The organism is Streptomyces sp. NPDC086519 (assembly GCF_040686075.1).
GTDB classification, from domain to species: domain Bacteria; phylum Actinomycetota; class Actinomycetes; order Streptomycetales; family Streptomycetaceae; genus Streptomyces; species Streptomyces shenzhenensis.
Map to the genome: position 1 here is coordinate 1 of NZ_JBFBJL010000124.1, position 13920 is coordinate 13920.

Annotated in this window: 10 protein-coding genes and 1 pseudogene; 5 read left to right on the top strand and 6 right to left on the bottom strand. The window is 71.2% G+C overall.

The genetic code is table 11. The features are described from left to right. Positions 1 to 353 (bottom strand): GDP-mannose 4,6-dehydratase (locus AB0P24_RS46855; RefSeq protein WP_365805442.1); only part of this gene is annotated, 353 nt, incomplete at its 3' end. A gap of 221 nt (positions 354 to 574) precedes the next feature. On the opposite strand from AB0P24_RS46855, the gene AB0P24_RS46860 reads away from it, so the two are divergent. Beyond that, positions 575 to 1594, top strand: a complete 1020-nt coding sequence (locus AB0P24_RS46860; protein ID WP_365805444.1) for a GDP-L-fucose synthase — start codon at positions 575 to 577, stop codon at positions 1592 to 1594. Between the two features lie 130 nt (positions 1595 to 1724). Beyond that, on the top strand, positions 1725 to 2558 hold the full coding sequence (locus AB0P24_RS46865) for a hypothetical protein (protein ID WP_365805446.1): 834 nt from the start codon (positions 1725 to 1727) through the stop codon (positions 2556 to 2558). A 71-nt stretch (positions 2559 to 2629) separates the two neighbouring features. Here AB0P24_RS46865 and AB0P24_RS46870 read toward each other — a convergent pair whose 3' ends face one another. Together AB0P24_RS46870 and AB0P24_RS46875 are read right to left on the bottom strand one after the other, a co-directional pair. Next, complete coding sequence (locus AB0P24_RS46870) at positions 2630 to 3460, bottom strand: FkbM family methyltransferase (RefSeq protein ID WP_365805448.1); 831 nt, start codon at positions 3458 to 3460, stop codon at positions 2630 to 2632. Positions 3461 to 3677: 217 nt separating this feature from the next. Further along, positions 3678 to 4451: a glycosyltransferase gene (locus AB0P24_RS46875; RefSeq protein ID WP_365805450.1), complete on the bottom strand. Its 774-nt coding sequence runs from the start codon at positions 4449 to 4451 to the stop codon at positions 3678 to 3680. Positions 4452 to 4734: 283 nt separating this feature from the next. Here AB0P24_RS46875 and wecC point away from each other — a divergent pair, with 283 nt between their 5' ends. After that, entirely contained in the window at positions 4735 to 5976 is a 1242-nt protein-coding gene (gene wecC / locus AB0P24_RS46880; RefSeq protein ID WP_365805452.1) for a UDP-N-acetyl-D-mannosamine dehydrogenase, read from the top strand. Between the two features lie 84 nt (positions 5977 to 6060). Here wecC and wecB read toward each other — a convergent pair. Then, positions 6061 to 7257 (bottom strand): annotated as a pseudogene (gene wecB / locus AB0P24_RS46885) (UDP-N-acetylglucosamine 2-epimerase (non-hydrolyzing)); the annotation flags it as partial. A 108-nt stretch (positions 7258 to 7365) separates the two neighbouring features. Between wecB and AB0P24_RS46890 the strand changes: the two are divergent. Next, positions 7366 to 9648, top strand: a complete 2283-nt coding sequence (locus AB0P24_RS46890; RefSeq protein ID WP_365805454.1) for a bi-domain-containing oxidoreductase — start codon at positions 7366 to 7368, stop codon at positions 9646 to 9648. Further along, positions 9648 to 11555, top strand: coding sequence for an asparagine synthase-related protein (locus tag AB0P24_RS46895; RefSeq protein WP_365805456.1), 1908 nt, complete (start codon positions 9648 to 9650; stop codon positions 11553 to 11555). The genes AB0P24_RS46890 and AB0P24_RS46895 overlap by 1 nt, the downstream gene beginning before the upstream one ends. Here the strand turns inward: AB0P24_RS46895 and AB0P24_RS46900 are convergent. After that, the gene (locus tag AB0P24_RS46900) at positions 11531 to 12766 is read right to left on the bottom strand and encodes a hypothetical protein (RefSeq protein ID WP_365805458.1); all 1236 of its coding nucleotides are present in this window, start codon (positions 12764 to 12766) and stop codon (positions 11531 to 11533) included. The two genes, AB0P24_RS46895 and AB0P24_RS46900, sit on opposite strands and share 25 nt — an antisense overlap. 23 nt (positions 12767 to 12789) lie before the next feature. After that, positions 12790 to 13806 carry a sugar transferase gene (locus AB0P24_RS46905; RefSeq protein ID WP_365805460.1) on the bottom strand — a complete coding sequence of 339 codons (1017 nt, stop codon included), beginning with the start codon at positions 13804 to 13806 and terminating at the stop codon, positions 12790 to 12792. Between the last annotated feature and the right edge of the window lie 114 nt (positions 13807 to 13920).

Below are 13920 nucleotides of genomic sequence, written 5' to 3' on the forward strand. Positions count from 1 at the left end.
GGAAGGCCGGTGTTGCGGATGGCTTCGAGGAGGCGGACGGTGCCCAGGCCGGTGGTGTTGCCGGTGAACTCCGGTTCGTCGAAGGAGACCCGTACGTGGGACTGGGCGGCCAGGTGGTAGACCTCGTCGGGCCGCACCTTCTCCAGCAGACCCACCAGCCGTGTGCCGTTGGTCAGATCGCCGTAATGCAGGAACAGCCGGTCCGTCCCGTGCCGGTCGTCCCGTTGGCGGACGAAGTCCGGTACCCGACGGGCGGTGCCGTGGACCTCGTACCCCTTCTCCAGCAGCAGTTCGGCGAGATAGGACCCGTCCTGGCCGCCGATGCCGGTGATGAGCGCCTTCTTGACTGCCACCACGCACTCCCTACTGGGCGTAGACCTCGAAATCCGGTGCCGCCGAGTGCGCCTTCCGGCGAAGGGCCCCTGACGGCATGCCAGATTAGGGTAGATCAACGGTTGTTCAGGAGGAAATGGTGCATTGTGTCCCCTTCGTGGAATTGCGTACTAGGTTGAGGGGACGTGGTCCGCCACATGACCCTTGAGCCTGCCCGAACGGCTACCAGGAGTGCCTGTTCATGAACACGACCATCACCGGGGCACCGACCGCCGCACCCCCCCGTCCGCTGGAGCGCTCGGACCGGATTTTCGTCGCCGGACGCCGGGGGCTCGTCGGCTCCGCACTCTGGAGACGACTGAGCGCCGCGCAGTTCGGCACGCTCCTCGGACCCGACTCGACGGAACTGGACCTGCGGAACCGGCGGGCGGTCTTCGACTGGTTCTCACGGCACCGGCCGCACGCGGTCGTCCTGGCCGCCGCACGGGTCGGAGGGATCAGGGCCAACGCGACCCAGCCCACCGAGTTCGTATCGGACAACCTGCGGATCCAGGTCAACGTCATGGATGCCGCGCTGCGGCACGGCGTCGAGCGGTTGCTCTTCCTGGGGTCCAGTTGCATCTACCCGAGACAGGCCGCCCAGCCCATCCACGAGGAGGCCCTGCTGACCGGGCCCCTGGAAGAGACCAACGAGGCCTACGCGATCGCCAAGATCGCGGGCATCATGCAAGTGAGGGCCGTGCGCAGGCAGCACGGCCTGCCGTGGATCTGCGCCATGCCGACGAACCTGTACGGCCCCGGTGACAACTTCCATCCCGAGCACTCGCACGTACTGCCGTCGCTGATCAGACGGTTCCACGAGGCGTACGTCGAAGGAGCGCCGAAGGTCGTCAACTGGGGCACCGGCACCCCGCGCCGGGAATTCCTCCACGTCGACGACCTCGCCCGGGCCTGCCTGGTCCTCCTCGAACGGTACGACGGGGAAGCGCCCGTGAACGTGGGTACCGGAGAGGACCTCACCATCCGTGAACTCGCCGAGACGGTGGCGTCCGTCGTCGGTTACGAAGGCGCGGTCGAATGGGACCCGCTTCAGCCGGACGGGACGCCGCGCAAGGTCCTGGACATCTCCCGGATCACCGCGCTGGGATGGAAACCCGAGATCTCCCTGCGGGACGGGATCCGCAGCACCTACGCCTGGTACGTCCGGCTGCTTCAAACGGGCGAAGCTCGGCAGGCGGTGAAATGCCGCGGCACTCGCTGAGACGTGCATCGCCCATTCTCCTTGATACGGTCCCCGGGTGCTGAAAAAGGTTGCCATGCGGCTGGCTCAAAGGGCCGTCGACCGAGGAGTTCAGGCCAGGATCGACGAACTGCGCTTCTCGGTGGGAGCCATGGAGAGCCGGCTCGCGACCCTGCTGCCGGAACCGCGGCATCTTCGGGACACGGAGTTCAAGGTGTTCTCCCAATGGGGCGAGGACGGCATCCTGCAATTCCTCGTGTCCCGGCTCTCCCCGCCCGATGTCTTCGTCGAGATCGGAGTCGGTGACTACTCGGAGGCGAACACCCGCTTCCTGGCCATGAAGGACAACTGGCGCGGTGCGATTTTCAACGGCGGATCGGCGCACATGGACTTCCTGAGAAACAGCGGAATGGAATGGCGGTGGAGCATCAGACCGGTCCCGGCGTTCGTCACCGCGGAAAACGTCAACGAGCTGATCCTGGGAACCGGGATCAAGGGTGATGTCGGTGTCCTCTCGATCGACATCGACGGGGTCGACTACTGGGTGTGGCGGGAGATCTCGGCGGTGTCCCCGTGGATCGTCGTCGTCGAGTACAACAGCGTCTTCGGCCCCGAAACGGCGGCGACCGTTCCCTATCGTCGCGACTTCACTGCTGCAGCAGCGCACCACACCGGCTCGTACTTCGGTGCGTCTTTGGCGGCTCTCCATCATCTCGGAGCCGAACTGGGCTACCGCCTCGTGGGCGTCGGCAGCAATGGTGTCAACGCGTTCTTCGTGCGCGAGGACATCGCCGGTGACCTGTGGAACCTGACCCCCGAAGCCGCCTTCGTCCGGTCTCGTGTCCGGACCGCTCGTGGTCCGGACGGTGAACTGACGTACACGGGGGACGACCACGCGCTGTTGCTGCGATCGATGCGCGATCTCATGGTGCATGTGGTGGACGAGCGGAAAGAAGTCCCGATCGCCGAGGCTTTCGGGGTCTGACAGGCGGGAGGCGGGCCGTCCCGGTGGCGGACCGTGGCGGCGGAGCCGCGGGCCTCGTCCTGTGCCGCGGATCAGGCGGAGGCGGCGGCCACGCCGTCGAAGAAGCTCCGCTCTGCCGCACCGGCCTCCTCGAAGAGGTCCGCGTCGTCGGCGTGGAAGGCCGCGATGTCGTAGTAGGCGCCGTTGCCGTGGGCCAGCGTGTAGCGACCGAGATCCTTCCACACCTGCGGCTCGGTGACCCTGGTGACGAGCAGGAGTTCACCGGTGTTGGCGTAGACGAGTGCTCCTCGGTACCCGGCCTCGGCGAGCGCCGTGACGGCGCGGTAGGGGTCTTCGTCCCCCGTTCGGGCGGCCCACAGGGGCGCGAACTCGAAGAAGACGACAGGACGCGCGCGGGCGAGGAGTTCTCTGTTCGCCACGATGATGCGCGGATCCGCCCCGTCCGTGTCGATCTTCACCAGTGCCGGCGAGGAGAAGCGCGCGTGTGAACCGAGGATGTCCGGCAGTGACCGGAAGGGACGGGCGGGCTTCAACCCCGACGTCGGGGGGACCAGCGCGGCGGTACCCGCCTGGCGCAACACGGTGTGAGCGCGGTCGGCGTCGTCGGCGGTGGCGACATACGCCTCCTCGATCTCGACGTCACGCAGGCCCTCCACGTTCCGGCGAAGGAGGTCCAGGAAGAGCTCGTCGCCCTCCACGCACAGGATCGGCGCCGTCGCCGCTGCCCGCATGAGCACAGCGGTGTCCCCGATGTTCGCACCGATGTCCACGATCGCGAGGTCCGGACGGGCCGCCGCCGACAGGGCTGTCAGGCGGGCCAGGTTCTGCGCATAGTGCGGCGATGCGGAGAGAATGACGGGCAGGTCGTGCGACAGCGGCATCACGATGTCCCGTCCTGCCATTCGGCAGGTCACGAGCGGGTCGCCGTGCTCCGACCAGAAGCGGCGAGTAAACCGGGCCGATGATCTGATCATTCGACTCCCGAGGGACCCGCTGTGTGCCACGGTCGCGCATTTCAGCAACGCCTGGGCGACACTGTTCGGTGCCGTTTTTCCGGGCATTGTTGCGTAATTGGTCATGCGGGAAAACGTAGCAGAGAGCATATTCCCGTGACGGTTATTACCGGCTTCCGATTTTCGTGAAGGCGGCCCATCCCCGGCTGACGCAGCGTGCGACCGGCCACCAGCAGTCCTCCGAGCGGCGGGCCTGCGGACCGAGGTAACGGCGCATGACACGCCGTCCCTCGTGCCACGGCTCCGGATTGCTCGCCGTCAGGGACGTGGGATGCACCCGGAAGCACCCGAGCTGCCGCGGCAGGTAGACCATCCGTCCGCTGCGCCGCAGGCGCAGATGGAGGTCGAAGTCCATCGTGTACCGCAGGGTGGGATCGAGCGGGCCCACCTGCCGCACCGCCTCGTGGCGGTAGAGGGATCCGGGCTGGCCCACCCAGTTCTGGCCGTACTGGAAGAACCAGGAGGCGAACGTGCCAGGACGCATGGTGTACAGGGAGCGACCGGCCGAGTCGATCACTCTGATCTGGCCGTACACCATGCTGGCGGCAGGGGTTCGGTCGAGTTCCCCGAGGGCCGCGGTCAGGCTCCCCTCGGGGAGCAGGTCGTCGTCGCCGAGCCAGGCCAGAAAGTCCGTGCCGGCCCCTTGCCAGCCCTGGTTGATCGCGTTGCTGAGCCCCCGCCGCTCCTCGACGAGGAAGCGGCAGCCGTGCCGCTCGGCCGCCCGGCGCAGGAGGGGAGCGGCTCCCGCAGGCCCGACGATCACCAGGTCGACCGGTTCGTCCTGCCGCCTGATCGAGGCCAGGCATTCTTCGAGATAACCGGGGCGTTCGCCGTTGGTCGGCACCACCATCCGTACGCGCGAGAAGGCAGGGAATTTCACTGCACCGCCTCCGATTTCCGTCATCGAGGTGTGTGTCCCTGCCGTAGTGCTACACCGAACAAGGCGATGGGCCGGTAGCGACACGGCACCTGCCGGGAAATTCCTGCACCGGGAACCGGATGGTGCGCCGTCCGCCATTCAGAGGAACCGGTGAGTTTTCCGTCCAGGCGGCGCGCTTGTCGGACGATGCGTTCCCTGCCGGTCCAATCTGTGCATGCCGTACTGCTTTCCGTCACGCCTTCGGCCCGGTTCATCATCGGTACCCCCGAAAGGAAGTCGCCCGGTGTTCTCCACCGTCTGCGTCATCGGCCTCGGCTACATCGGCCTGCCCACCGCCGCCGCCCTCGCCACCAACGGCATCGACGTCATCGGTGTCGACGTCAACCCCGTCACCGTCGACCTCATCAACGCCGGCCGCGCGCCTTTCGTCGAGCCCGACCTGGCCGTGGCGGTGAGCGGAGCCGTGGCCATGGGACGGTTGCGGGCGACGGGCACACCCGAGCCCGCGGACGCCTTCATCGTCGCCGTGCCCACCCCGCTTCAGGAGGATCACACGGCGGACCTGTCGTATGTGCGTGCCGCCGCCGCCTCGGTGGCCGAGGTGCTCAAGGCGGGTGACCTCGTCGTCCTGGAGTCCACCTCGCCGCCCGGCACCACCGTGGAGCTGTCCCGGTGGCTGGGCAAGCACCGGCCCGACCTCACGTTCCCGCACGAGACGGCGGACGCGCCGGACGTGCGGATCGCGCACTGCCCCGAACGTGTCCTGCCGGGCCGGACGATGATCGAGATCGTGACCAACGACCGGGTGATCGGCGGGGTGGGCGAGGGCTGCGCCGAGCGGGCGCGCGCCCTGTACCAGGTGTTCACCAAGGGCGAGTGCCTGCTCACCGACGCCACCACCGCGGAGATGGCCAAGCTCAGCGAGAACGCCTTCCGGGACGTCAACATCGCCTTCGCCAACGAGCTGGCCACTGTCTGCGACCAGCTCGGCATCGACGTGGGGGACGTCATCGACCTGGCCAACCGGCACCCCCGCGTCGACATCCTGCGTCCCGGGCCGGGTGTCGGGGGGCACTGCATCGCCGTGGACCCCTGGTTCATCGTCTCCGCAGCGCCCCGGCAGGCGCGGCTCGTCCGGCTCGCCCGTGAGGTCAACGACGAGCGGCCCGACTACGTGCTCGGTGAGATCGTCCGGACCGCCGAGCGGTTCAAGGACCCCGTGATCGCGTGTCTCGGCCTGGCCTTCAAGGCGAACATCGACGACCTGCGGGAGAGCCCCGCCCTCCACATCGCCACGCGACTCGCCGAGCGTCAGGTGGGCCGGCTGCTGGTCGCCGAGCCGCACATCGGGGAACTGCCCGGGTCACTGGCACGCACGGACACGGTCGAACTCGTCGACGTCACCACGGCCGTGCGGGACGCCGACGTCGTCGTGCTGCTCGTGGACCACGACGCCTTCCGCGGCGTCAAACGGACCGCGCTGCGCGGCAAGGCCGTGTTCGACACCCGCGGCCTCTGGCACTGACACCGGCATCTCGGCCGGGTCCGGCGCGCAGCCGAACTCCGCCGGGCGTTCGCACAGCCCCATCCAGTGTCCGATCGCCCGTACGGCACGGTCCGCGGCACGGCCGTCACCGTACGGGTTGACGGCCCTGGCCATCGCGGCGTAGGCGCTCCGGTCGTGCAGGAGCCGCCGTACCTCCTTCACGATGCGGTCGCGGTCCGTGCCCACCAGGCGGCTGGTACCGGCCCGCAGTGCTTCCGGACGCTCCGTGGTGTCCCGCATGACCAGCACCGGCTTGCCCAGGCCCGGCCCCTCCTCCTGGACGCCTCCGCTGTCGGTCAGGATCAGGTGCGAACGGTTCATCAGCCGGGCGAAGGCGCCGTAACCGAGTGGTTCCGTCAGGCGCACCCCCTCGATGCCCGCCACCTGTGGCAGGATCGCCTCCCGCACCACCGGGTTGGGGTGCAGCGGGAGCACGATGAGAAGTCCGGGTTCGGTGCGGGCGAGATCGGCGAGGGCGCCGCCGATGGACTTCATTCCGTTCCCCCACGACTCACGTCGATGGGCCGTCACCAGCAGGACCCGGCGGCCGGTGTCGTCGAGGTCGGCCAGCGCCGGGTCCCCGTACGGGCTCTTGCGGCCGACCGCCCAGTGCAGGGCGTCGATGACCGTGTTCCCGGTGACCACGACGGACGACGCGGGGACGCCGTCCCGGAGCAGGTTCGCCCGCGCGTCCCGGGTGGGTGCCAGATGGAGGGACGCCAGCTGCGTCGCGAGCCGGCGGTTGATCTCCTCGGGGAACGGCGAGTACCGGTCGTCCGTGCGCAGCCCCGCCTCCAGGTGGACCACGGCGGTCCGGGTGTAGAAGGCGGCGAGCGCTCCGGCGAACGCGGTCGTCGTGTCCCCCTGGACCAGCACCGCGTCGGGGCGTTCGTGCCGCAGCAGGGGACACAGCCCGTCGAGGACGCGCACGGTGATGTCGGCGAGGGACTGGCGCGGGCTGAGGATGTCCAGGTCGTGATCGGCGCGGATGCCGAACAACGCGTGCACCTGGTCGAGCAGCCCGCGGTGCTGGGCGGTCACGGTCACCGTCGGCCGGAACATCCGGGACCGGTCGAGTGCTTCGATGACGGGAGCCATTTTGATGGCCTCCGGTCTCGTTCCGTAGACGACCATCAGTCGCTTCACCCAAGTCTCCTTCCGAGCGGCCCCGACCGCGGACGGGGGCGCTCTACGGGCACCAGCGAAGCGGTATTCCGTGCCGACGCCCGCCATGCCGGAGGCGTGTTCACCCGGCCGCATGGAGATGTTCCGCCGTCTGGTCCGTTCGGCGGGACAAGGACACGTGCCGGTGAACCGGCCTCCCTACAGTGCGCCGTGGGCCGAAATCCCCTCCCGTAAAGGCAGGAAATGAAAACAGTCCTCCTGTCCCCGCGCACCGGTGCCATCACGGTGGGAGACATTCCCGCTCCCGAAACGGCCCCGGGAACGGTGGTGATCCGCAACGACTGGTCGCTCATCAGCGCCGGTACGGAGCGGGCCACCGTCTCGACCGGCGCGCAGAGCCTGGTCGGCAAGGCGCGGCAGCGGCCCGAGCAGGTGGCGCAGGTACTCGACAGCGTGAAGCGGACGGGACTCGCCGACACCTACCGGACGGTCCAGGACCGCCTGGACCGTCCGGTTCAGCTCGGGTACTCCTGTGCCGGCACGGTCCTCGGGACGGGCGAGGGAGTGGGGGACATCCGCCCCGGTATGCGGGTGGCCGCCGCCGGGGCCCGCTACGCGTCGCACGCGGAGATCGTCGCCGTGCCCCGCAACCTCGTGGTTCCCGTGCCGGACGGTGTGGACACCCAGTGGGCCGCCTTCGCCACGGTCGGCGCGATCGCGCTGCACGGCATCCACCAGGCCGAGGCGGCTCCGGGCTCGCGGATCGCCGTCGTCGGGCTGGGCCTGGTCGGCCAGATCACGCTCCATCTGCTGCGCGCCTACGGATACGACGCGCTGGGGATCGATCCCGACCCCGCCATGGTGGAGCTGGCCGAGTCGGCGGGGCTCGTGGCCCTTTCGCGTGACGCGGCCGATCCGCCCGGCGTGGTCTCCCGGAGCTGGGCCGGCGCCGGGGCGGACGCCGTGCTCGTCACCGCCGCCACATCCAGCTCCGACCCTGTCGAGTTCGCCGGACGCCTCGCCCGTGACCGCGCGACGGTGGTGGTCGTCGGCGACGTCGCTGTCGCGCCGCCGCGGTCGTCGTACTACCACAAGGAACTGTCGATCCGTTATGCGCGGTCCTACGGGCCGGGCCGGTACGACCCCCGCTTCGAAGAGGGCGGCCACCCCTACCCCGAGGGCTACGTCCCGTGGACGGAACGGCGCAACCTCGCCGAGGTGCTCCGGCTCCTCGGAACGGGCGCGGTGGACTTCGCCCGGCTCCGGCCGCGGATCTTCGCCGTCGAGGACGCGGCCGACGCGTACGAGGCGCTCAAGCCGTCCGGCACCGGCCGGAGCGTGGCCCTGCTTCTGCGCTACCCAGGCACGGCGCAACTCCCGCCGCCTGCGGCACCGCTGACGGCACCACGCACCTGGACCGCCCCGCGCGGCACGGTACGGATCGCGGCCATCGGCGCGGGCAACTTCGCCACGAGGACGCTCTTTCCCCGGCTGAAGGGGGAGCCCGGCGTCGCGTTCTCGTGGGTGGCCGGCGGACGCGGACTGTCCGCCGCGCATCAGGGCCGCCGCTGGGGCTTCCGTACCGTCGCGGAGAGCGTCGAGGCCGGTCTCGCCTCGGGCGACGCGGACTGCGTGATGGTGCTCAGCCGCCACGACAGCCACGCCGGGTACGCGGCGCATGCGCTGCGCGGCGGTGCGGCTCTGTTCTGCGAGAAGCCCCTGGGGCTCACCGAGACGGAACTGGAGGACCTCGCGGACGCGTGGCTGGCCTCCGGCGCGCCGGCGATGGCCGGGTTCAACCGGCGGTTCGCCCCCTCGGTGCGGGACCTGCGCGCCGCGCTCCCGGTGGGCGCGCCACTGCAACTCGTCCACCGGGTGTTCGCGGGCCGGCTCCCGGCCGACCACTGGTACTTCGACCCCCGGCAGGGGGGCCGGCTGCTCGGGGAGGTGTGCCACTTCATCGACACCGCGGGCTTCCTGGTTTCCGGCAGGCCTCTTGCCGTACGGGCCGTCGGCGTGGACTCCACGGACCCGGTCACCGCCCAGAGCGTCACCCTCCACCTCACCTATGACGACGGGTCGTCCGCCTCGATCGTGTACGGGGGGCTGACCGCTCCCGGGGCCCCGAAGGAGCTCCTGGAAGTGGCCACCGACTCGATGGCGGCCAGGATCGACGACTTCCGCACGCTGACCGTGTGGAAGGGGGGACGGGCGGCCACGACGAAGTACCGCGGCGCGCCCAAGGGCCACGCCGCCGAGATGCGCTCGTTCCTGCGCCGCGTCCGCGACGAGCCCCTCGACGAGCCGGACACCGCCGCCGCCGACTTCGCGTCGGCGCTGTGGAGTTCCCTCGTCGCCTGCCGCGCGGCCGGTTCGCTCGGCGAGGGCCGCGTCGTGGAGACCGCCCCTGCCACCCCTGCTCTGGCCAGGGCACTGGGGTGCCCGCCGCCCGGTGCCGGGACCGCGGCCGCGGTCCCGGCACCGGGCCGGCACACCGCCGGTTCCGCTTCGGCCACGGTGCTCTGATGTGCGGTTTCGTGGTGCTGCTGGGCAGGGCCGGGAGGCACGGGCGGCCGGCGCACCCGGATCCGTGCACGGTGATCGCACACCGCGGCCCCGATGCGGGCGGACACGCGGACCTCGGCGGGCAGAACTGGCACGCGGAGCTGCACTTCCGCCGCTTGGCCGTGGTGGACCTCGCCCCGAGGAGCGACCAGCCCTTCGGGTCCCCCCGGCGGGGCACGCTGGTCTACAACGGCGAGATCTACAACGCACCGCGGCTGCGCGAGCTGCTGCGGAAGCGGAATGTGACGTTCACGACCGAGGGCGACACCGAGGTCCTGTACGAACTGCTGCTCCAGCCGGACGCGCCGCACCTGCTCGGCCAGGTGGACGGCATGTTCGCCTTCGTTCTCGTCCTGCCCGACGGTGAGGTGCGCTACGGACGTGACCGGCTGGGCGTCAAGCCGTTGTACGAGGCGGCGGACGCGGCGGGGCGCATGACCGCGCTCGCCAGCGAGATCGAACCGCTGCGGGTGGCGGGGCTGACCGGAGACGCCGACCCGGTCGCGGTGGCGCAGGGTGCGATGTTCCTGTGGACGCCACCGCCGCGTACCGGCTGGCAGCGCGTGCGCGCGGTACCGGCCGGGACGGTGCTGTCCCGGCGCGCACCCGGGTATGACGAGGCGTCGACCTGGTGGCGCGCTCCCGCCCTCGCGCCCGCCGCGGACGTCGGCGCCGCCGTCCGCGAGTCGATCGCCCGCCAGGTGCGGGCCGATGTGAAGGTGGGACTGCTGCTCAGCGGAGGCCTGGACAGCACCTGGCTGGGTGTCGAGCTCCGCAGGGAGGGCTTCACCGGACCCGCCTTCGCCGCCAGGCCGCGCCCCGCCGTGGCCACCGCGGAGCCGTTCGAGGACGACGCACCCTACGCCGCCCGGGTCGCCCGCCGGCTGGGCCTGCGGCTGGGCTGGGTCGACCTCGACGTCGACGTGCTGCGCCGGATCCCCGAGCTGGTGACCACCATGGAGCTGCCGTTCGGCGACCCCGCCGCCGTCGCCCTCATGCAGCTCTCCCGTGCGGCCCGCGCCGAGGCGACCGTGCTGTTGTCGGGGCTGGGCGTCGAGGAGCTGTTCCTGGGCTACGAGCGCTATCAGGCCGTACTGCTGCTGCAACGGTTCCCCACCTGGACGCGCCCCGCCCTCGGAGCCGTCACCCGGGTTCCCGCGCCCCGGCGCTACCGGGGCCGCGCGGACAAGTTCGGGCGGCTGCTCCAGCTCGGTGCCCTCGACTGGTCGTGGGCGACGCAGGCGTACTACTCCGGGCGGGAGTGGGCGGCACTGTCGCCGTCCGTGGGGCTGGACGCGGTCACCGAACGCCACCGTGAGGTGGCGGGCGCCGTGCTCGCCGCGGGCGGCACGCCCCTCGCGGCGCTGGCGGAGTGCGACCGGCGGCTGTTCCTGCCGGGTCTGAACCTGCTGTACGGCGACCGCGCGTCGATGCGCGCGAGCGTGGAGCTGCGGGTCCCGTTCCTGGGGGAGCCGGTGGTGGCCGCTGCTCTCGGCGCCGTCGCGGAGGAGCAGCTGCGGCTGGGGGACGGCAAAGCGCGCTTCCGTGCGGCCGCGGTGGCCGCCGGCGTCCCGGAGTTCGTCGCCCGGCGCCCCAAGACGGGATTCGGGGCGCCGGTGCGGTCGTTGCTGCGCGAGCACGGTGACCGGCTGTGGGCCGAAGTACGGCGGTCCCCGCTGTTCGAGGACGTCTTCGACCGGCGGACGGCGGACCGTCTCGTCGCCGAGCACGTGCACGGTCGGTGCGACCGGGGGCTCGCCGTGTTCGGGCTGTTGTGCGCGGCCGTGTGGTGGGAGCGGTACGCGGCGGGCGGTGCGCAGCGGACGGCGGAGGTCCTCTCGGGTTACGAGGCGGCCGTCGTCGCCTGACCGGCCGGGGCGGCGGGGTGCGGTCCGCTCGGCAGCACGGCGTGCAGGGCGGTCAGCGCGTCCAGGAGGGGCGCGGCGCTCCAGCGGGGTGACTCCCACAGGGCACTGTTCGCCCGCGGGGTCCTCGGGTCCGTGCCGAGGGCGGGGTAGCGGTCCATGACCGCCGTCAGTACGGCGTCGGCGAAGTCGGTTCCGGTGAAGCCGCGTTCTGCCGTCCACGCCGCCATGCGTACCGCCGTGGCGTCGTTGTTCGGGTCCCTTCGGGTCCGGACGTCCGCGAAGTAGCGGGGCAGCGGGCCGTCGAAGAGGTGCCGCAGATAGTGGTCGACCCCCCGTTCGAGCGCGGCCCGCGCGTCCATGCCGAGCAGGGTCGCCGCCTGGTCGAGGCGCAGCAGCACGTATCCGGTGTGGAAGCCGTCCACCCAGCCCAGGCGCGGTCCGTGGCCGTACGGCCACGAACCGTCGGGGCGCTGCCCCTCCAGGCTCACCTCGACCGCTCGGCGGGCCGCGTCGGCCAGCCGGTCCGCCAGGCCGGCGGGCAGGGGCGTGGTGCGGGCCAGCCGGGCGGCGAGCGCGGCGCCCATGAGGTTGGCGTTGTGGACGAGGACGCCGCCGCCCGGGGTGTAGGTGAAGAACACGCCGTTGTGGAGGTGTGCCAGCAGCCCGTGGGCGAGCGACCGCACGGCCTCCTCGTCGAGCGTCCCGGCATCGAGACAGCCGTCCGCGCAGAAGGTGGTGGCCACCAGGTTGGGGACGGACGCGGGGTAGTACGACCAGCGGGTCTGCACGTCGAACTCGTAGCGCCACAGCCCGGCGTAGCGGCCGGACAGCTGCTCGGCGGCCGTCGACCGGCCGAGGCGCCGTGCGCGTTCGCGCCACACGGGGGCCGTGGCCAGCCGGGCGCAGGCACCGGCCGCGCAGCCGGTGGCGGTGGCCGTGCGCAGCGGGCGGATACCGAGGAGCGGTCGCAGATCGGCCGGGCTGCGTTTGACGGTCTGCAGAAGGGCCTGGCGCAGCACCCGGTGCACGGCCAGCCGCCCCAGCGGACCGGTCAGCCCGTCGTACGGGTCGGGGCCCGACCAGTCGCGGGCGTCGGCCCACCGGAAGAGCCGGTCGGCGAGGGCGAGCACGTCGTCGGCGCACCGGACCGGATGGTCAGGTGCCGGCCGGTCCCGCGGTGTGGGGACGGCGGGGGTGGTTCTCGACTCCACGGTTCTCCTCGCTCTCCGCGGGTTCAGTAGGCGCCGGTCCCGGTGACGACGGCCCGTACCGTCCGCATCAGCACCCCGAGGTCCACCGACGGCGACCAGTTGTCCACGTATCCGAGGTCCAGGGCGATCGTCTCGTCCCAGGACAGGTCCGAGCGCCCGCTGACCTGCCACACCCCGGTGAGGCCCGGCCTGACGTCGAGTCTGCGCCGTTCCACCTCGTCGTAGCGGGCGGCCTCGTCGGGCAGCGGCGGACGCGGGCCCACCAGGGACATGTCCCCGCGCACCACGTTGAACAACTGCGGCAGTTCGTCCAGGGAGCAGCGGCGCAGCAGACGGCCGGCGCGGGTGATGCGCGGATCGCGGCGGATCTTGAACATCCGGCCGTCCTGTTCGTTCCTGGCGGCCAGTTGCTGCCGCAGCCGTTCGGCGTCGGCGACCATGGTGCGGAACTTCACCATGGTGAAGGGCGCTCCGCCGCGTCCGACCCGGGTCTGCCGGTGCAGCACGGGCCCACGGGAGTCCAGGCGTACGGCCAGGGCGACCGCCGCGAACACCGGGGCGAGGAGCACGATCAGCAGCGCCGCGCCCAGCCGGTCGGTCAGGGACTTGAGCACTGCGGCGAGCCCCCGCCGCAAGGGCGGGGTGACGTTCAGCATGGTGATCCCGGCCACCGAGAACACGTTCAACCGGCGTCCGGACACCTCGCTCAGCCCCGGTACGACCACGAGCCGGCAGCCTTCGCCGTGCAGGGTCCAGGACAGCCGGCGCAGGCGCGTGCCGCTCAGGTGCGGTCCCGGTACGACGAGGACCGTGTCCACGCCGAGCCGCCGGGCCGCGTCCAGTACCGGGGCGGAGTCCGCCGTCATACGCGGCGGCGTCTGTCTGCCGAGGCGGGCGGCGACGGGGGCGAGTGACTGCGGGTCCTCCTCCCCGACCGGGCAGACGCCGACGACGATGAACTCGTGCTCGGTCCGCCGCGCGAGGTGGCCGACCAGGCCGTCCACTGCCTTGGCCTCCCCGATCACCAGGGTGCGGCGCACGGCCCGGCCGTCGCGGCGCTGACCGATCCGGAGTTCGTGCGCAACCGGGTGGACATCATCGACCAGGTGCGGGCCATCGTGACCGTGGCCGCCGACGCCTCCTTCAGGAGCTGA